Source organism: Streptomyces flavalbus (assembly GCF_042674625.1).
GTDB classification, from domain to species: domain Bacteria; phylum Actinomycetota; class Actinomycetes; order Streptomycetales; family Streptomycetaceae; genus Streptomyces; species Streptomyces flavalbus.
Map to the genome: position 1 here is coordinate 4,536,400 of NZ_JBHTEB010000001.1, position 19,073 is coordinate 4,555,472.

At 66.9% G+C, this 19,073-nt stretch carries 13 protein-coding genes and 3 rRNA genes; 12 read left to right on the forward strand and 4 right to left on the reverse strand.

Annotation, left to right across the window (positions count from 1 at the left end; genetic code table 11):
- Nucleotides 1-38 precede the first annotated feature (38 nt).
- Entirely contained in the window at nucleotides 39-851 is an 813-nt protein-coding gene (gene proC / locus ACFQZ6_RS20455) for a pyrroline-5-carboxylate reductase (RefSeq protein WP_381611218.1), read from the forward strand.
- A gap of 68 nt (nucleotides 852-919) precedes the next feature.
- Here proC and trpS read toward each other — a convergent pair whose 3' ends face one another.
- Nucleotides 920-2,008 carry a tryptophan--tRNA ligase gene (gene trpS / locus ACFQZ6_RS20460; RefSeq protein ID WP_381611220.1) on the reverse strand — a complete coding sequence of 363 codons (1,089 nt, stop codon included), beginning with the start codon at nucleotides 2,006-2,008 and terminating at the stop codon, nucleotides 920-922.
- Between the two features lie 722 nt (nucleotides 2,009-2,730).
- Between trpS and ACFQZ6_RS20465 the strand changes: the two genes are divergently transcribed.
- The 11 genes from ACFQZ6_RS20465 to ACFQZ6_RS20515 all read left to right on the forward strand — a co-directional run bounded on the left by ACFQZ6_RS20465 (nucleotide 2,731) and on the right by ACFQZ6_RS20515 (nucleotide 15,376).
- Nucleotides 2,731-4,258, forward strand: a 16S ribosomal RNA gene (locus ACFQZ6_RS20465).
- Between the two features lie 273 nt (nucleotides 4,259-4,531).
- Nucleotides 4,532-7,653: ribosomal RNA gene (locus ACFQZ6_RS20470) — 23S ribosomal RNA — on the forward strand.
- 87 nt (nucleotides 7,654-7,740) lie between these two features.
- Nucleotides 7,741-7,857 (forward strand): 5S ribosomal RNA (rrf, locus tag ACFQZ6_RS20475).
- Together the 16S, 23S and 5S rRNA genes form the textbook arrangement of a ribosomal RNA operon.
- 72 nt (nucleotides 7,858-7,929) lie before the next feature.
- Complete coding sequence (locus ACFQZ6_RS20480; protein ID WP_381611222.1) at nucleotides 7,930-8,574, forward strand: HAD family hydrolase; 645 nt, start codon at nucleotides 7,930-7,932, stop codon at nucleotides 8,572-8,574.
- A gap of 97 nt (nucleotides 8,575-8,671) precedes the next feature.
- Nucleotides 8,672-9,877, forward strand: a complete 1,206-nt coding sequence (locus tag ACFQZ6_RS20485; protein ID WP_381611224.1) for an MFS transporter — start codon at nucleotides 8,672-8,674, stop codon at nucleotides 9,875-9,877.
- On the forward strand, nucleotides 9,846-11,018 hold the full coding sequence (locus ACFQZ6_RS20490) for an acetoin utilization protein AcuC (RefSeq protein ID WP_381611226.1): 1,173 nt from the start codon (nucleotides 9,846-9,848) through the stop codon (nucleotides 11,016-11,018). The genes ACFQZ6_RS20485 and ACFQZ6_RS20490 overlap by 32 nt, the downstream gene beginning before the upstream one ends.
- 519 nt (nucleotides 11,019-11,537) lie before the next feature.
- Nucleotides 11,538-12,341, forward strand: coding sequence for a phosphatase (locus ACFQZ6_RS20495; RefSeq protein ID WP_381611228.1), 804 nt, complete (start codon nucleotides 11,538-11,540; stop codon nucleotides 12,339-12,341).
- Between the two features lie 129 nt (nucleotides 12,342-12,470).
- Complete coding sequence (locus tag ACFQZ6_RS20500; protein ID WP_360222741.1) at nucleotides 12,471-12,680, forward strand: helix-turn-helix domain-containing protein; 210 nt, start codon at nucleotides 12,471-12,473, stop codon at nucleotides 12,678-12,680.
- Nucleotides 12,681-12,850: 170 nt separating this feature from the next.
- A complete protein-coding gene (locus tag ACFQZ6_RS20505; protein ID WP_003948845.1) occupies nucleotides 12,851-12,949 on the forward strand; it encodes a 30S ribosomal protein bS22 in 99 nt (32 codons plus the stop codon).
- A gap of 181 nt (nucleotides 12,950-13,130) precedes the next feature.
- Entirely contained in the window at nucleotides 13,131-14,189 is a 1,059-nt protein-coding gene (locus tag ACFQZ6_RS20510; RefSeq protein ID WP_381611230.1) for an NAD-dependent epimerase/dehydratase family protein, read from the forward strand.
- A gap of 14 nt (nucleotides 14,190-14,203) precedes the next feature.
- Nucleotides 14,204-15,376, forward strand: coding sequence for a lysophospholipid acyltransferase family protein (locus tag ACFQZ6_RS20515; RefSeq protein WP_381611232.1), 1,173 nt, complete (start codon nucleotides 14,204-14,206; stop codon nucleotides 15,374-15,376).
- Nucleotides 15,377-15,446: 70 nt separating this feature from the next.
- On the opposite strand, the gene ACFQZ6_RS20520 is transcribed toward ACFQZ6_RS20515, so the two are convergent.
- The 3 genes from ACFQZ6_RS20520 to ACFQZ6_RS20530 all read right to left on the reverse strand — a co-directional run bounded on the left by ACFQZ6_RS20520 (nucleotide 15,447) and on the right by ACFQZ6_RS20530 (nucleotide 18,964).
- Nucleotides 15,447-16,706, reverse strand: coding sequence for a DUF5667 domain-containing protein (locus tag ACFQZ6_RS20520; RefSeq protein ID WP_381611234.1), 1,260 nt, complete (start codon nucleotides 16,704-16,706; stop codon nucleotides 15,447-15,449).
- Between the two features lie 234 nt (nucleotides 16,707-16,940).
- The gene (locus ACFQZ6_RS20525; RefSeq protein WP_381611236.1) at nucleotides 16,941-17,720 is read right to left on the reverse strand and encodes an ECF subfamily RNA polymerase sigma factor, BldN family; all 780 of its coding nucleotides are present in this window, start codon (nucleotides 17,718-17,720) and stop codon (nucleotides 16,941-16,943) included.
- Nucleotides 17,721-18,061: 341 nt separating this feature from the next.
- Nucleotides 18,062-18,964, reverse strand: coding sequence for an HAD family hydrolase (locus ACFQZ6_RS20530; RefSeq protein WP_381611237.1), 903 nt, complete (start codon nucleotides 18,962-18,964; stop codon nucleotides 18,062-18,064).
- Between the last annotated feature and the right edge of the window lie 109 nt (nucleotides 18,965-19,073).

A 19,073-nucleotide genomic window follows, 5' to 3' on the forward strand; every position in this document is an offset into this window, starting at 1 on the left:
GAACCCGGACGACGCAACCCCCGGAGGGCACCCGCACCATGAGCCAGAAAGTCGCAGTCCTCGGCACCGGCAAGATCGGCGAAGCCCTGCTCAGTGGAATGATCCGCGCGGGCTGGAGCCCCGCCGACCTCCTGGTCACGGCCCGCCGCCCGGAACGGGCAGCAGAACTCCGCGCCCGCCACGGCGTCACCCCGGTCAGCAACCCGGAGGCCGCCAAGACCGCCGACACCCTGATCCTCACGGTCAAACCCCAGGACATGGGCACCCTCCTCGACGAACTCGCCCCGCACATCCCCGCCGACCGCCTAGTCATCAGCGGCGCCGCGGGCATCCCCACCTCCTTCTTCGAGGAGCGCCTCGCCCCCGGCACCCCGGTCGTCCGCGTCATGACGAACACCCCCGCCCTCGTCGACGAGGCCATGTCCGTCATCTCCGCGGGCACCCACGCCACCGAGGCCGACCTCACGCACACCGAGGAGATCTTCGGCGCCGTCGGCAAGACCCTCCGCGTCCCCGAGTCCCAGCAGGACGCCTGCACCGCCCTCTCCGGCTCCGGACCGGCGTACTTCTTCTACCTGGTCGAGGCCATGACCGACGCGGGCATCCTCCTCGGCCTGCCCCGGGACAAGGCCCACGACCTCATCGTCCAGTCCGCCATCGGCGCCGCCACCATGCTCCGCGACAGCGGCGAGCACCCCGTCAAGCTCCGCGAGAACGTCACCTCCCCCGCGGGCACGACGATCAACGCCATCCGCGAACTGGAGAACCACGGCGTACGGGCCGCCCTCATCGCCGCCCTCGAAGCCGCCCGCGACCGCAGCCGCGAACTCGCCTCCGGCAACAACAACTGACCGCCCCGGCACGCCGCCCCCGCAACCAGACCCCGGGGGCGGCGCTCACCAGCGGACCCCGCTGCCCCCTACCGAGCGGAACTCAGCACCCCGAAGCCACCGGTATCCCGCGCATCCCGTGTATCCCGGGCATCCCGCACGGCGCCGGTATCGCCGGTATCACCACCCGGCAGCAACCCGATCGCCCGATAGGCGGCATCCACTCTCGGCCGAGCCATCGCCCGCGCCCGCTCCGCACCATCCCGCAGCACCCCCTCCACATATCCAGGATCCGCGCACAGCTCCCTGTGCCTCTCCTGCACGGGCCTCAACACCTCGACCACGGCCTCCGCGGTGTCCTTCTTCAAGGCGCCGTACGACTCATATACACCGCTCAACGCCTCGGGGTTCCCACCCGTGCACGCGGCCAGGATCTCCAGCAGGTTCGCGACCCCCGGCCGCCCCTCCCGGTCGTAGACGACATCCCGCCCACTGTCGGTCACGGCCCGCATGACCTTCTTCCGCACCACGTCCGGCTCATCCAGCAGGTACACGATCCCCGGCCCGACGTCGTCGCTCTTCCCCATCTTCGACGTCGGCTCCTGGAGGTTCATGACCCGCGCCCCCACCCGAGGACGCGTGGCCCGCGGCACCACGAACGCCTGCCCGTACCGTTGGTTGAACCGCACCGCCAGATCCCGCGCCAGCTCCACGTGCTGCGTCTGGTCGTCCCCCACCGGAACCTCATCCGTCCCGTACGCCAGGATGTCCGCCGCCATCAGCACCGGGTACGTCAGCAGCGACAGCCGCACACTCCCCCCGCGCTCCCGCTCCCGTACGGCCTTCTCCTTGTACTGGATCATCCGCCGCATCTCGCCGTCGGTGGCCACGCACTCCAGCAGGTACGACAGCCGCGCGTGCTCATCCACATGGCTCTGCACGAACAACGTGCACAACCGCGGGTCCAGTCCCGACGCGAGCAACAGCGTCGCCCCCTGCCGACTGAGCCGCCGCACCCGCCCCGGATCGTGCTCCACGGTCAGCGCGTGCAGGTCGACGACACAGAACAACGCGTCGGCCTGGTGCTGGTCCACCTCGGCCCACCGCCGCATGGCCCCCAGATAGTTCCCCAGCGTCAGATGCCCCGTGGGCTTGACCCCGCTGAAGACCCGCTTCATCTCTCCACCTCCTGGTCGAGACCACCGAGCCCGTCGGCCGACTCTCCTGGAGGGAGAAACAAGAACGGCCGCCGAGGCGGCGGCCGTTGGGTGTGTACGTGACAGTGGCCGCCGTCAGGCGGGCCACCACTGCTGGTTGCACGTACGCGTCATCACGCCCCCAACACTACGCCCGCAGGGTGCCCAGCGCACCGAAGTTGACACGACCCGGCCGCGTCCGTACTGTTCTCCGAGTTGTCCGGCGCGAGCACTGACTCCGGTCGGCCCCCGGACAGCGGAAACCAAACCATCAGCACGATCTCCCTGCGGGGTTGATTTCGGCGTGCCCGAATTCAATTCCGATAGGGGCTCGGCGGCCCGATTGGGAATCGCCGGGAGAATCCGCTAAGGTTTGAGACGTCGGAACGGCCCAACAGCCGGGAAGACAAACCCCGCTGACTGGGGGTCAGGTCGAGAAAAGGATCTGATAGAGTCGGAAACGCAAGACCGAAGGGAAGCGCCCGGAGGAAAGCCCGAGAGGGTGAGTACAAAGGAAGCGACCGTTCCTTGAGAACTCAACAGCGTGCCAAAAGTCAACGCCAGATATGTTGATACCCCGTCTCCGACTCGTATGAGTTGGGGCGAGGTTCCTTTGAAAAAACACAGCGAGGACGCTGTGTGCGAGAGGATCATTCCTCCTCTTGCACCGCTCTCGTGGTGTTGCACCCGATAACGGGTAAACATTCACGGAGAGTTTGATCCTGGCTCAGGACGAACGCTGGCGGCGTGCTTAACACATGCAAGTCGAACGATGAAGCCCTTCGGGGTGGATTAGTGGCGAACGGGTGAGTAACACGTGGGCAATCTGCCCTTCACTCTGGGACAAGCCCTGGAAACGGGGTCTAATACCGGATACGACCATCTTGGGCATCTTTGATGGTGGAAAGCTCCGGCGGTGAAGGATGAGCCCGCGGCCTATCAGCTTGTTGGTGAGGTAACGGCTCACCAAGGCGACGACGGGTAGCCGACCTGAGAGGGCGACCGGCCACACTGGGACTGAGACACGGCCCAGACTCCTACGGGAGGCAGCAGTGGGGAATATTGCACAATGGGCGAAAGCCTGATGCAGCGACGCCGCGTGAGGGATGACGGCCTTCGGGTTGTAAACCTCTTTCAGCAGGGAAGAAGCGAAAGTGACGGTACCTGCAGAAGAAGCGCCGGCTAACTACGTGCCAGCAGCCGCGGTAATACGTAGGGCGCAAGCGTTGTCCGGAATTATTGGGCGTAAAGAGCTCGTAGGCGGCTTGTCACGTCGATTGTGAAAGCTCGGGGCTTAACTCCGAGTCTGCAGTCGATACGGGCTGGCTAGAGTGTGGTAGGGGAGATCGGAATTCCTGGTGTAGCGGTGAAATGCGCAGATATCAGGAGGAACACCGGTGGCGAAGGCGGATCTCTGGGCCATTACTGACGCTGAGGAGCGAAAGCGTGGGGAGCGAACAGGATTAGATACCCTGGTAGTCCACGCCGTAAACGGTGGGAACTAGGTGTTGGCGACATTCCACGTCGTCGGTGCCGCAGCTAACGCATTAAGTTCCCCGCCTGGGGAGTACGGCCGCAAGGCTAAAACTCAAAGGAATTGACGGGGGCCCGCACAAGCGGCGGAGCATGTGGCTTAATTCGACGCAACGCGAAGAACCTTACCAAGGCTTGACATACACCGGAAACATCCAGAGATGGGTGCCCCCTTGTGGTCGGTGTACAGGTGGTGCATGGCTGTCGTCAGCTCGTGTCGTGAGATGTTGGGTTAAGTCCCGCAACGAGCGCAACCCTTGTTCTGTGTTGCCAGCATGTCCTTCGGGATGATGGGGACTCACAGGAGACCGCCGGGGTCAACTCGGAGGAAGGTGGGGACGACGTCAAGTCATCATGCCCCTTATGTCTTGGGCTGCACACGTGCTACAATGGCCGGTACAATGAGCTGCGATACCGTGAGGTGGAGCGAATCTCAAAAAGCCGGTCTCAGTTCGGATTGGGGTCTGCAACTCGACCCCATGAAGTCGGAGTCGCTAGTAATCGCAGATCAGCATTGCTGCGGTGAATACGTTCCCGGGCCTTGTACACACCGCCCGTCACGTCACGAAAGTCGGTAACACCCGAAGCCGGTGGCCCAACCCCCTTGCGGGGAGGGAGCTGTCGAAGGTGGGACTGGCGATTGGGACGAAGTCGTAACAAGGTAGCCGTACCGGAAGGTGCGGCTGGATCACCTCCTTTCTAAGGAGCACATAGCCGACTGCAAGCGCATGTCTTGCACGGTTGCTCATGGGTGGAACGTTGACTACTCGGCACGGACGGCTCTGATGGGTTTCGCTAGTACTGCTTCGGCGTGGAACGTGAAGGTCATGGGCTGACTGTGTCGGGCACGCTGTTGGGTGTCTGAGGGAATGAACTTTCCTTCAGTGCCGGTCCCAGTGAACTCGCCTGAGTGGCGGGGTGGTGGGTGGCTGGTCGTTGTTTGAGAACTGCACAGTGGACGCGAGCATCTGTGGCCAAGTTTTTAAGGGCGCACGGTGGATGCCTTGGCACCAGGAACCGATGAAGGACGTGGGAGGCCGCGATAGTCCCCGGGGAGTCGTCAACCAGGCTTTGATCCGGGGGTTTCCGAATGGGGAAACCCGGCAGTCGTCATGGGCTGTCACCCGCTGCTGAACACATAGGCAGTGTGGAGGGAACGCGGGGAAGTGAAACATCTCAGTACCCGCAGGAAGAGAAAACAACCGTGATTCCGGGAGTAGTGGCGAGCGAAACTGGATGAGGCTAAACCGTATGTGTGTGAGACCCGGCAGGGGTTGCGCATACGGGGTTGTGGGATCGCACTTTCATGATCTGCCGGTCGTGAGGTGAGTCAGAAACCGTTGATGTAGGCGAAGGACATGCGAAAGGTCCGGCGTAGAGGGTAAGACCCCCGTAGTCGAAACATTAGCGGCTTGCTTGTGCGACACCCAAGTAGCACGGGGCCCGAGAAATCCCGTGTGAATCTGGCGGGACCACCCGCTAAGCCTAAATATTCCCTGGTGACCGATAGCGGATAGTACCGTGAGGGAATGGTGAAAAGTACCCCGGGAGGGGAGTGAAATAGTACCTGAAACCGTGTGCCTACAAGCCGTGGGAGCGTCGGAGTGGAGCTTGCTTCACTCTCGTGACTGCGTGCCTTTTGAAGAATGAGCCTGCGAGTTTGCGGTGTGTTGCGAGGTTAACCCGTGTGGGGAAGCCGTAGCGAAAGCGAGTCCGAATAGGGCGGTTTAGTAGCGCGCTCAAGACCCGAAGCGGAGTGATCTAGCCATGGGCAGGTTGAAGCGGAGGTAAGACTTCGTGGAGGACCGAACCCACCAGGGTTGAAAACCTGGGGGATGACCTGTGGTTAGGGGTGAAAGGCCAATCAAACTCCGTGATAGCTGGTTCTCCCCGAAATGCATTTAGGTGCAGCGTCGTGTGTTTCTTGCCGGAGGTAGAGCACTGGATAGGCGATGGGCCCTACCGGGTTACTGACCTTAGCCAAACTCCGAATGCCGGTAAGTGAGAGCGCGGCAGTGAGACTGTGGGGGATAAGCTCCATGGTCGAGAGGGAAACAGCCCAGAGCATCGACTAAGGCCCCTAAGCGTACGCTAAGTGGGAAAGGATGTGGAGTCGCAGAGACAACCAGGAGGTTGGCTTAGAAGCAGCCACCCTTGAAAGAGTGCGTAATAGCTCACTGGTCTAGTGATTCCGCGCCGACAATGTAGCGGGGCTCAAGCGTACCGCCGAAGTCGTGTCATTGCAGCATGAGGGCTAACGCCCGCTGTGATGGGTAGGGGAGCGTCGTCTGCCGGGTGAAGCAGCCGTGGAAGCGAGTTGTGGACGGTTGACGAGTGAGAATGCAGGCATGAGTAGCGATTCACACGTGAGAAACGTGTGCGCCGATTGACTAAGGGTTCCTGGGTCAAGCTGATCTGCCCAGGGTAAGTCGGGACCTAAGGCGAGGCCGACAGGCGTAGTCGATGGATAACCGGTTGATATTCCGGTACCCGCTGTGAAGCGTCAAACATCGAGCATCGTGATGCTAAGGCCGTGAAGCCGTCGTGTGCGTCTTCGGACAAGCACGGAGTGGTGGAGCCGCTGAACCAAGCGGTTAGTAGGTGAGTGATGGGGTGACGCAGGAAGGTAGTCCATCCCGGGCGGTGGTTGTCCCGGGGTAAGGGTGTAGGACGGTGTGTAGGTAAATCCGCACACCACGTGTCTGAGACCTGATGCCGAGCCGATTGTGGCGAAGTGGATGATCCTATGCTGTCGAGAAAAGCCTCTAGCGAGTTTCATGGCGGCCCGTACCCTAAACCGACTCAGGTGGTCAGGTAGAGAATACCGAGGCGTTCGGGTGAACTATGGTTAAGGAACTCGGCAAAATGCCCCCGTAACTTCGGGAGAAGGGGGGCCATTTCTGGTGAGGGAACTTGCTTCCTGAGCTGGGGGTGGCCGCAGAGACCAGCGAGAAGCGACTGTTTACTAAAAACACAGGTCCGTGCGAAGCCGTAAGGCGATGTATACGGACTGACGCCTGCCCGGTGCTGGAACGTTAAGGGGACCGGTTAGCTTGGATTCGTCCAGGCGAAGCTGAGAACTTAAGCGCCAGTAAACGGCGGTGGTAACTATAACCATCCTAAGGTAGCGAAATTCCTTGTCGGGTAAGTTCCGACCTGCACGAATGGCGTAACGACTTCTCGACTGTCTCAACCATAGGCCCGGTGAAATTGCACTACGAGTAAAGATGCTCGTTTCGCGCAGCAGGACGGAAAGACCCCGGGACCTTTACTACAGTTTGATATTGGTGTTCGGTTCGGCTTGTGTAGGATAGCTGGGAGACTTTGAAGCAGCCACGCCAGTGGTTGTGGAGTCGTCGTTGAAATACCAGTCTGGTCGTGCTGGATGTCTAACCTGGGTCCGTGATCCGGATCAGGGACAGTGTCTGATGGGTAGTTTAACTGGGGCGGTTGCCTCCTAAAGGGTAACGGAGGCGCCCAAAGGTTCCCTCAGCCTGGTTGGTAATCAGGTGTTGAGTGTAAGTGCACAAGGGAGCTTGACTGTGAGACCGACGGGTCGAGCAGGGACGAAAGTCGGGACTAGTGATCCGGCGGTGGCTTGTGGAAGCGCCGTCGCTCAACGGATAAAAGGTACCCCGGGGATAACAGGCTGATCTTCCCCAAGAGTCCATATCGACGGGATGGTTTGGCACCTCGATGTCGGCTCGTCGCATCCTGGGGCTGGAGTCGGTCCCAAGGGTTGGGCTGTTCGCCCATTAAAGCGGTACGCGAGCTGGGTTTAGAACGTCGTGAGACAGTTCGGTCCCTATCCGCTGTGCGCGTAGGAGTCTTGAGAAGGGCTGTCCCTAGTACGAGAGGACCGGGACGGACGAACCTCTGGTGTGCCAGTTGTTCTGCCAAGGGCATGGCTGGTTGGCTACGTTCGGGAGGGATAACCGCTGAAAGCATCTAAGCGGGAAGCCTGCTTCGAGATGAGGACTCCCACCCACTTGATGGGGTAAGGCTCCCAGTAGACGACTGGGTTGATAGGCCGGATCTGGAAGCACGGTAACGTGTGGAGGTGACCGGTACTAATAGGCCGAGGGCTTGTCCTCAGTTGCTCGCGTCCACTGTGTTGGTTCTGAAACCACGAACAGCCCCACGTTATTGCAGGCGTGGTGTGGCTGACAGTTTCATAGTGTTTCGGTGGTTATAGCGTGAGGGAAACGCCCGGTTACATTCCGAACCCGGAAGCTAAGCCTTACAGCGCCGATGGTACTGCAGGGGGGACCCTGTGGGAGAGTAGGACGCCGCCGAACAATTATTCAGGGAAAGCCCCGCATCTTCGGATGCGGGGCTTTCTGCGTTTCGGGTCATTTAGGCTCGACGGTATGCGTTATGACCTGGTCATCTTTGACAACGACGGCGTCCTGGTGGACAGCGAGCCCATCTCCAACCGGCTGCTGGCCGGGTACCTGACCGAGCTGGGGCATCCGACCTCGTACGAGGACTCCCTGCGTGACTACATGGGGGCCGCCATGCACCGCGTCCATGATCTGGTCGAGGAGCGGACCGGGCGGCGGTTGCCTGAGGACTTCGACGATGTCTTCCACGGGCGGGTCTTCGCCGCGTTCGAGCGGGAGTTGAAGCCCGTTGCCGGGGTGGGGGAGGTCTTGGAGAAGCTGGTGGCGGACGGGGTGCCGTACTGCGTGGCCTCGTCGGGGAGTCATGAGCGGATTCGGGTGGGGCACCGGACGACCGGGCTGGACCGGTGGTTCGACGAGGGGCGGATCTTCAGCTCGCAGGACGTGGGGCGGGGGAAGCCCGCGCCTGATCTGTTCCTCTACGCGGCGGAACGGATGGGGGTTGCCCCGGAGCGGTGTGTGGTCGTGGAGGACAGTCCGCTGGGGGTGCGGGCCGCTGTGGCGGCCGGGATGGACGTCTTCGGGTTCACGGCGATGACGGCGGCGGAGAAGCTGGCGGGGGCCAACGGGTTGTTCGGGGACATGGGGGAGCTGCTCGATCTGCTGAGCTGATCGCTGAGGTGACCGTCGAGGTGACCGCCTAGGTGAAGCTGAGGAAAATTCAGCTTTGGCATACCGGTCGGTAGGCCGGGGGCCTACGCTCGCCGCCATGACTGATGTGCTGCGGCGCGGTAGGGCTTCGTTGGCGTTCGGCTTCTTCGCCCAGGGGGTGGCGTTCGCGCTGCTCGTGACGCGCATCCCGGCGATCCAGGACCGGTACGGCGTGTCCGACGCGTTGCTGCCCGCCTTCCTGGCTGCCGTGCCCGTGCTGGCCGGGGTGGGGAGTGTGGGGACCGAGTGGCTGGTGAAGCGGGTGCGGCCCAGTCGGGTGCTGCGGTGGTCCCAGCCGGTGGTGCTGGTGGCGCTGCTCGGGGTGGGGGCCGGGGAGCGGATGGTCGAGCTGGGGGTCGCGCTCGCCGCGTTCGGGTTGGCCGTGGGGGCGTTGGACGCCTCGATGAACATGCTCGGGGTGAGCCTCCAGCGGGCGTACGGGCGCAGCATCATGCTCGGGTTCCATGCGGCGTACAGCCTGGGCGGGATCGTGGGGGCGTCGCTGGCCTGGGTGGGGGCGCACTGGGATCTGGCGTTGGTCGTGGCGTACCTGCCGGTGGTGGTCGTGCTGGTGCCGTTGGCGCTGGTGGGGAGCCGGTGGTACGTCGATGGGGGTGCTGGCGGGAGTGAGGGTGGGGGCGGCGGCAGTGGTGGGGGTGACGGTGCCGTTGTCTTTCGGGTGTTGTTGCCGCTCTGTCTGGTGATGACCTTTGCCTATATCGGGGACGCGACAGTCTCTAACTGGAGTGCCAAGTACTTGCAGGACGTGTTGGGGAGCAGTGAGCAGCTCGCCACCGTGCCGTACAACGTGTACATGGTGACCACGCTCGTGGGGCGGGCCGTGGGGGACCTCGGGGTGCGGAGGTTCGGGGCCGTGGCCGTCGTACGGGGTGGGGCGGTGGTCGCGGCGGTGGGGTTCGCCGTGGTGGCGGGGGCGCCGGGGGCGTGGGTGGGGATGCTCGGGTTCACGTTGCTGGGGCTGGGGTTGTGTGTGATCGTGCCGCAGACGTTCGCGGCGGCGGGGCGGATGTTTCCCGGGGCCTCGGATGTGGCGATCGCCCGGCTGAACGTCTTCAACTACGTGGGGTTCCTGGTGGGGTCGCCGTTGGTGGGGGCGTTGGGGGACGCCTGGAGCTATCGGGGGGCGATGCTCGTACCGATGGTGTTGGTGCTGGTGACCGTGGTGTACGCCCGCTCGTTCGAGGGTCGGGCGGACCGATACGGTGGCGGGCATGAGCGGCCGCGCACAGTTGATGTGGGATGAGGCAGTAACGGGCTACGACTTCGGTCCTGAGCACCCGATGGACCCGGTCCGGCTGGCGCTGACCTGGAAACTCGTCGAGGCGTTCGGGCTCGACCGGGAGGTGGAGGTGGTCGCCGCCAAGCCTGCCGGGGAGTCGACGCTGCGGTTGGTGCACCGGGGGGACTACATCGACGCGGTGAAGGCGGCGTCGGTGAATCCGGGGGCGGCGGACGTGTCGTACGGGCTGGGGACGCTGGACGATCCCGCCTTCGCCGGGATGCACGAGGTGTCGGCGTTGATCGCCGGGCAGTCGGTGGGGGCGGCGGAGGCCGTGTGGCGGGGGGACGCGCTGCACGCGGTGAACTTCGCGGGTGGGCTGCACCATGCGATGCCGGGGGGTGCGGCGGGGTTCTGCATCTACAACGACGCGGCGTTGGCGATCGCGCGGTTGTTGGAGCTGGGTGCGGAGCGGGTGGCGTACGTGGATGTCGACGTGCATCACGGGGACGGGGTGCAGGCGGCGTTCTGGGAGGATCCGCGCGTGCTGACGATCTCGTTGCACGAGCATCCTCGGACGTTGTTCCCGCAGACCGGGTGGCCGGAGGAGACCGGGGGTGCGGGGGCGGAGGGGTCGGCGGTGAACGTCGCGTTGCCCGCGGGGACGGGGGACGCGGGGTGGTTGCGGGCGTTCCATGCGGTGGTGCCGGAGCTGGTGGCGGATTTTCGGCCGGAGGTGCTGGTGACTCAGCATGGGGCCGATACGCATTTCGAGGATCCGTTGGCGCATCTGGCGGTGTCGTTGGATGCGCAGCGGGCCGTGCAGGTTGCCTGTCATGAGCTGGCTCATGAGTACGCCGGGGGGCGGTGGGTGGCCCTGGGGGGTGGGGGGTACGCCGTGGTGGATGTGGTGCCGCGGTCGTGGACGCATCTGGTGGGGATCGCGGCGGGGCGGGCGGTGGAGCCGGGGGCGGTGATTCCGGAGTCCTGGCGTCGGGAGGTGTTCGCGCGGACTCGGGAGTTGGGGCCGGGGCGGATGACTGATGGGCGGTGGCCTGTGGAGTGGGTGGGGTGGGAGGCGGGGTACGACCCTGCGGATCGGTTGGATCAGGCGGTGGTGGGGGCGCGGCGGGCGGTGTTTCCGTTGCGGGGGTTGTTGGCGTAGGGGGGTGCGGGGGGCTGGGTTTGGGTGCCGGTGCCGGTGCCGGTGCCGGTGCCGGTGCGGGTGAGGTGCCCGGGGTGTGGGTGCCGTGGGGTGGGTGTGCGGCCCGGCGCTGGTGGGGGTGCCGCGGATGCCCGTACCGCGGGGTGCGTCGCGCGGCCCGGCGCTAACGGGGTGCCGCTGCGCCCACCCGTGCCGCCCCAGCGGCACGACTGCCCGCAGCTACGGCAGCTACAGCGGCGCGGCTGCCCGCAGCGAAGGCGCCCGGCAGCCCACCGCCAGGTCGCTGCCGGGTGGGCTCTGCCCCAGCGGTCCGACTGCCTGCAGCCAAGACGGCGACGGTGGATCGGCTGCCCGCAGCTAAGGCGGCGGTACGGCTGCCCGCAGTGGTGGTGGGGCTGCGTGGTGAGGGTGCTTCCAGCTGAGTCAGAGCGCATGTCCGCTCGTCGTGCCGTTACGCCGACCGTGCGGTGTTCCCCGGTTCGGGGGGTGGGGGCCCGGGGTGTGGGTCAGCATCGGGGGATGGGGTTGCGGGGTTATCTGGTGGACGTGGGGCTCGCGGGGGTGGTGGGGACCCTGCGGGAGGAGAGTCTGCGGAGTTATCGGCTGTTCGCCGCTCGGGATCCTCGGGTGTTGATCGGGATTGATCCACAAGGGGAGTGGAGCGAGCGGGAGTTGATTGAATTGATGGCGGCCAAGTGTGGGGTTTCGGCCGATCCTCGGCACACTTCAGGGCATGATGTGATCGACCCGGAACGGACGCTGCTCGCGCTGGACGCCTTCGCGGAGCGGTTGGGCGCGGCTGCCCGCAGGCGCGCGGCGGTGCTGTTCGGTACCGGGCACCCACATCGGCTCCTGGGCTTCTACGCCGATCTCGCGGACGCGATGTCGGCGGCGGGATGTGCTGTCCTCACCCCAGCGCAGGGTCGCCGTGTCGACATAACGACCCGGTTCGGCCTACGTACGCACAACCTTGACTACGTACGGGGAGTCGCGTTCGTGCGGCGGGCCGGGGTCCCCGGCTCCGGTTGTGAGACCGGCGCGCACACCCACTCGCCGCTCCCGGTTCGACTCGCGCTCGCCGCGCTCGCCGACGGCGGCGGTCCGCTCCCGGAGCTGGTGGTCGGCGACCACGGCTGGGTCTGCGGGGCAGGTCAGCTGGGGTTTCCGGCGATGGGTCTGGCCGACACCGACGACCCGGCGCTCTTCGTGGGGGAGGCGGAGGGGTCCGTGTCCGTGGCCGTTCCACTTGATGACGCTGTGCGGTCTGATTACTACCGGCCGCTTACCCGCTACGTACTCAATCGAGCGTGTCTGTCACAGTAGGCCGCCGATGGGTGCACCTCTTCCCCACTCGCATCACCCGCCCCTAGTCTGGGGAGTGAGCACGCAGCGACGAAGAGTCACCGGAAGGGGAAGCCGGTGGCCGTCGAGTGCGGAAGGTTCAGGTGTGTCATGGCTGCTGACGAGAGGCCTCTGAGCGAGGTCCAGTTCCTTACCGTGGCGGAGGTCGCCTCGGTGATGCGAGTGTCGAAGATGACCGTGTACCGGTTGGTGCACAGCGGTCATCTGCCCGCGATCCGGGTCGGGAGGTCATTCCGCGTCCCGGAGAATGCGGTTCACGAGTACCTCCGCGACAGCTACGTGGGGGTGGAAACAGCCTGAGGCCGTGAGGGCCGGAGGGGCGCGCTACTGGGCAGTTCGCCGCCCCTCCAGCACCTTCCGGCGCCCTCGATTACAACCTCAGCGCTCGGGCGGGTTAGGCTAGCCCCTCGTAGGTCGTGTGGGCCCATGGCGCCCAAACACCGAGTGATGAGAAGTGAGCGAGGGTAGTCGTGGGCTCTGTTATCAAGAAGCGGCGCAAGCGGATGGCCAAGAAGAAGCACCGCAAGCTGCTCAAGCGCACGCGCGTTCAGCGTCGTAACAAGAAGTAGTCGTCACCACAGGTGTCGTCACCAGAAGGGGGCGACGCCGAGTAGGCGACTCTGACGCTGTGGCCCCCCACCGGATGCGGTGGGGGGCCACGTGCGTCATCACAGCGCGACGACGAACCGCTAAGTTGGCCCGGTAACGGGGAACCCGGCAGCAGAGGGACGCGGAAGGAAGGCGCTGATCTTGGGCAAGGTCGTGCTGGTGACCGGAGTGGCCCGTCCGCTGGGAGGCCGTTTCGTGCGGCGCGTCCAGCGCGATCCGCAGGTGCAACGGGTCATCGCCGTCGACGCGGTACCGCCCGAGCACCACCTGGGCGGCGCGGACTTCATCCAGGCCGACATCCGGCAGCCGACCATCGCGCGCGTGCTGGCCGAGACGGGCGTGGACACGGTCGTCCACATGGACGTCACCGCCACCGCCCCGGGCAGCGGCAGCCGGGCGACGGTGAAGGAGACCAACGTCATCGGCACCATGCAACTGCTCGGTGCCTGCCAGAAGTCGCCCACGGTGAAGCGGCTGGTGGTGAAGTCCAGTACGAACGTGTACGGGTCCGCGCCCCGCGATCCGGCCGTGTTCACCGAGACCACCCCGCCGAAGTCGCTGCCGAGCGGCGGCTTCGCCAAGGACACCGTCGAGGTCGAGGGCTATGTGCGCGGCTTCGCGCGGCGGCGGCCGGACGTGGCGGTGTGCGTATTGCGGTTCGCCAACATCCTCGGTCCGAGCGCCGATTCGCCGCTCGCCGCGTACTTCTCGCTGCCGGTGCTGCCGACCGTCTTCGGCTACGACCCGCGGCTGCAGTTCGTGCACGAGGACGACGTCGTCGAGGTGCTGCGGATCGCCTCGCACGAGCCGGAGCGCGGCACCCTCAACAGCGGCACGTTCAACGTCGCCGGGGACGGGGTGCTGCTGCTGTCGCAGTGCTCGCGGCGGCTCGGCCGTCCCACCGTGCCGTTGCTGCTGCCCGCCGTGACCTGGGCCGGTTCGCTGGTGCGTACGCTGGGGATGACGGACTTCTCACCCGAGCAGATCCGGCTGCTCACCCACGGCCGGGTGGTGGACACGACCCAGATGCGCGAGACGCTGGGCTTCGAGCCGAAGTACACGACCGCGGAGACGTTCGCGGACTTCGCGCGCGGCCACGGCCCCGGGCTGCTGCCGCCGCAGGCCCTCGCCCAGGCCGTCGACCGGATCGCGGCGCTGCCCCTCGCGGGCGGCGGTCACCCGACGCAGAGCGCCAACTGAGGAGCGCAGCAACGATGGCGGACGCCAAGGTCATTCCGTTCGACGACGACCGCTCCCGCGGGGGCGCCACGCAGCGGTCGCCGCGACGCCGGGGGGCGGGGAGCCGACGCAAGGGGGGCGAGAAGACGTCCGCGGCCGTCCGGGACGTGCGGGAGGGCACGCCGGGCGGCGCGGAGGCGGTCCATCCGGTCACGCCCCTGCCCTCGGGGGCCGCCGCGCAGGATGATGTCCAGGTGACCACCGGTGAGGAAGCCCAGCCCCCGCAGCGGGACGGCGACCACGAGGCGGCGCCCCCGGACGGAGCCGGAGCGCACGGAGCCGGAGCGCACGGGGCCGGAGCGCACGGCGGCGGTCTTGAGCGGCGCATCGCGAGCGGCCTGTCCTTCCTGCGCCGCCGTATCACCGGTGACTACGAGGTCGACGACTTCGGCTACGACGCCGAGCTGACCGACCAGGTGCTGATGTCGCTGCTGCGGCCGGTGTACGAGAAGTACTTCCGGGTCGAGGTGAAGGGCGTCGAGAACATCCCGTCCGACGGCGGGGCGCTGATCGTCGCCAACCACTCCGGGACGCTGCCGCTGGACGGCCTGATGATGCAGGTCGCCGTGCACGACCACCATCCCGACGGCCGCCATCTGCGGCTGCTCGCGGCGGACCTGGTCTTCGTCCTGCCGGTCGTCAACGAACTCGCCCGCAAGCTGGGCCACACCCTCGCCTGCGCGGAGGACGCGGAGCGGCTGCTCGGGCAGGGGGAGCTGGTCGGGGTGATGCCGGAGGGGTTCAAGGGCATCGGGAAGCCGTTCAGCGAGCGGTACAAGCTCCAGCGGTTCGGGCGGGGCGGGTTCGTCTCGACGGCGCTGCGGCAGGGGGCGCCGATCATCCCGTGCTCGATCGTCGGGGCGGAGGAGATCTACCCGATGATCGGCAACGCCAAGACGCTGGCGCGGCTGCTGGGCTTCCCGTACTTCCCGCTGACGCCGACGTTCCCGTGGCTGGGGCCGCTCGGGGCGGTGCCGTTGCCGACGAAGTGGACGATCCAGTTCGGTGAGCCGATCGCGACGGACGGCTATCCGCCGGAGGCGGCCGAGGACCCGATGCTGATGTTCAACCTGACCGACCAGGTGCGCGAGCAGATCCAGCACACGCTGTACAAGCTGCTGGTGCAGCGCCGGTCGGTGTTCTTCTGACCGGGTGAACGGTCGTACGGCGGTGGGGTGCCCTTCTGCGGGAAGGGCACCCCACCGCCGTAGCCCCGGGTCAGCCCGCGTCCTCCGCCTCGATGCCCAGGCCGGGCAGCAGGCCGGGGAGGAGGGGCGGGAGGGTGACGTCGGGTTCGCTGGTCGGGGTCTTGCCGCTCTGGGACGGGGAGGCGCTGCCGGTGCTGTCCTGCGGGGGTTCCAGCAGGCCGCCGGTGCCGCCGCCGAGCAGGCCGTCGCCCTCGGTGCCGGAGCTGGCGCTGCCGCTCGGGGCGCCGCCGCCGGGTCGGCTGCCGTCGGAGGTGTCGCCGCCGGTGTCGGTGCCCGTGCCGGGGGCGGGGGAGCGGTCGGCGTCGGGACGGCCGGGGGCGGCCGGGCCGGGGCCGGTGCGCTCGCCGCGCTCACCGCTGCCGCCGCCGCCCTGGGCGGGGGGCTCGGGGAGCAGGTCCTTGAGCGGGGCGACGTCCTGGTCTATGGCGTCGAAGACCGACGACACCTGCTCACTCACGTCCCCCAGTTGGGCGGGCAGTCGCTCGCGGAGGTCGCCCCAGGTGTCGCGGTGGGAGCGGGAGAAGGCCGAGAGGGCCTGCATGGGGCCGATGGAGTCCGGGTCGCGCTGGTACGCCGAGGTGAGGAGGCGGTGGCCCTCGGAGGCGTCGTGGCCCATGCCGGACAGGGCGCGGCGGATCTCGCCGACGGACTCGTGGTCGAGGTGGCCGCCCCGGCCGCGCTCCATCAGTCGGCGGGCCTCGTTGAGCCGGGTGGAGGCCAGGTCGAGGTAGGCCTGTCCGCGCTCGCGGTCGCCGTCCGCCAGTCCCAGCTTGAAATCCTCTATGCCGCGCTTGAGGCCGTAGAGGGAGTCGCCGGGGAGGGCGTCGGAGCTGGCGGCGGCCACCCCGCCGAAGGCGCCCGCGGCGACGCTGACGCTGAGCCCGCCCGCCGTGAGGCCCTTGGCGAGCCGGGTGCGCGGTCGCAGCCTGCCCAGCGGGGACGCGCGGTGCGCGCCGCGGCCCCGGGGGGCGCGCTGCTCCGGCACCGCTGGGTCCGTCGCCCCGCCGCTCGCGGTGCCCTCGCGGAGCATGGCCTCCATCGCGGCCACCAGTTGGGCCCGCTGGACGACCTTGACCTCGGGGTCAAGCTGCGGCTTGGGCAGCTCGCCGAGGCCCGTGGCGAGGGCCAGCAGACGGCCCTGCTCAGTCCGTTCCGCGGCAGCCGGAGCCGAACCCTCGGACTGCTCGGCCGCCGTGCCCGGCTCGGACTGCTCCTCCAGGGCCGCGGCGAAGGCGTTCGCCCGCCGGTGCGCCGATACGTGCGCGATCACTGGCGGCACCTCCTCTCGTCATGACGGTCGACTCCCCAGGGGGTCCTGAGGGTTGCACGCCCCGCGCCGGACCACACGATCGAGCGATCGGAGTCGGTCAGGGAGTGACCACAGGGAGCCTGCATCCCGCACAACGAGCGGCGCGGCACTTGGGTTACGGACGGCGGATGATCGGACCGCGAAGCCAACGGATGCTCACTGAGGGCGAGTTGAGGACTGCGGAGCGTACGGGTCTCAGCGCGCGTCGTCCGGGAGGAGCCGGGCGAGGGTGCGGACGGCGCGGTACTGGAGGGTCTTGATGGCGCCCTCGTTCTTGCCCATCACGCGGGCCGTCTCGGCGACGGAGAGGCCCTGGAGGAAGCGGAGCGTGACGCATTCCTGTTGCTGGGGGTTGAGACGGCGTACGGCGTCGAGGAGGGCGGCGTTGGAGAGGGACTCCAGGACGGAGTCCTCCGGGGAGCGCTCGACCTCGTTGGCGTCGAGCATCTCGCCGGTGGTGACCTCCAGGCGGAAGCGGCTGGACTTGAAGTGGTCGGCGACGAGGTTGCGGGCGATGGTGACCAGCCAGGCGCCGAAGTCGCGGCCCTGCCAGGTGAAGGTGCCGATCCTTCTGAGCGCGCGCAGAAAGGTCTCGCTGGTGAGGTCCTCGGCGGTGGCCTTGCCGCCGACGCGGTAGTAGATGTAGCGGTAGACGGTGTCGCTGTACTGGTCGTACAGACGGCCGAACGCCTCGGCCTCGCCCGCCTGGGCGCGCTCCACCAGGTCCATCATCCGGGCGCTGTCGCTGTCGGCGGCCGGTCGGCGGGCGGTGGCCGCCGACGACCCCGACGAGCGGCCTCGTCTGCCGCCGACCGCGGCGCTGCCGTCGGCCAGTGCGTAGCACGGGCCGAGCGGTGCGGCGGTGGCGAAGGCGGGGACGGCGTACGCGGTGGGGACGAAGCCGCGCAACAGGTCCAGGACCGTTGCGCGCAGCGTAGCCAGGCCCGAGGCGTCAACCCCGACGTGTGGGTACACGGGACTCCCAGAGGCAGAGCTTCCATCACGTGCAGTGCGGGACCGTTCACCCGTCGTAGCGACGGAGGGGTACCGGTTTGCGTCTGAGGAGAATAACGCTTCGTACAGGCGCTGCTACACCCGGTTGCTCAAATCATCGATTACGTCGCTTCTGTAACCGATTGACGGTCTATCAACTTGCGAGGAGTGACCGATTGTTGATCGGTTGAGTTCGGATTCCGGGTCGGTACGGGGCGTGTTGTGGCCGTGTCCAGCCAACGGGACTGGTCGGGGGGTTGGGTGGGTACGGAATGCGGATTGGGCGTGTTTGTTCGGTGGGGGCGACTGGGCCCACCCAGGCCCTAGCGGCGGCGGCGGTGGAGGGCGATGGCGGCCGCCGTGCCGCCCGCTACCGCGCCGACGCCCGCGGCGGCGGGGATGCCGACCTTGGCGGCCTTGCGGCCGGTGCGGTAGTCGCGCAGGCGCCAGTCCATGTCACGGGCGTGGCGGCGCAGCTTGCTGTCGGGGTTGATGGCGTACGGGTGCCCGACGAGGGAGAGCATCGGGATGTCGTTGTGCGAGTCGCTGTAGGCCGCGCAGCGGGAGAGGTCCAGGCCCTCCGCGACGGCCAGCGCGCGCACCGCCTCCGCCTTCGCCGGGCCGTGCAGCGGCTCACCGACCAGCTTGCCGGTGTAGACGCCGTCCACCGACTCCGCGACCGTGCCCAGCGCGCCGGTCAGGCCCAGGCGGCGGGCGATCACGCGCGCGATCTCCACCGGCGCCGCCGTGACCAGCCACACCTTCTGCCCCGCGTCCAGGTGGGCCTGCGCCAGCGCCCGTGTCCCGGGCCAGATGCGCTCGGCCATGTACTCGTCGTAGATCTCCTCGCCGATCGACATCAGCTCGGAGACCCGGTGGCCCTGCACGATGGACAGGGCCGAGTCGCGGGCCTCCTGCATGTGCTCGGGGTCCTCGACGCCCGCCAGCCGGAACCACGCCTGCTGCCAGGCGAACCTCGCCAGGTCGCGGGTCTCGAAGAACTTCCGCTTGTACAGGCCGCGGCCGAAGTGGAACAGCGCGGCACCCTGCATCACGGTGTTGTCGAGGTCGAAGAACGCGGCTGCCCTGTCGTCGCCGAGGACCGGGAACTCCGGTTCCTCCTCGGGGACCGACTTGCGCGCGGCCTCCGCCGAGGCCTCGCCTGCCAACACGCTCCGCGCCGTGGCGGAGCGCCTACGGGGAGTGAGCCATCCGAGAGCGGCCATGCCCGTGAGCATAGCCAGTCTGTTCGGTGGTTCCGGAGTCGAGAGGTTTGGAGGGTGTGAACTCTCCGCGACCCACCCGTTAAAGACCCACCCGTTAAAGACCCAGCCG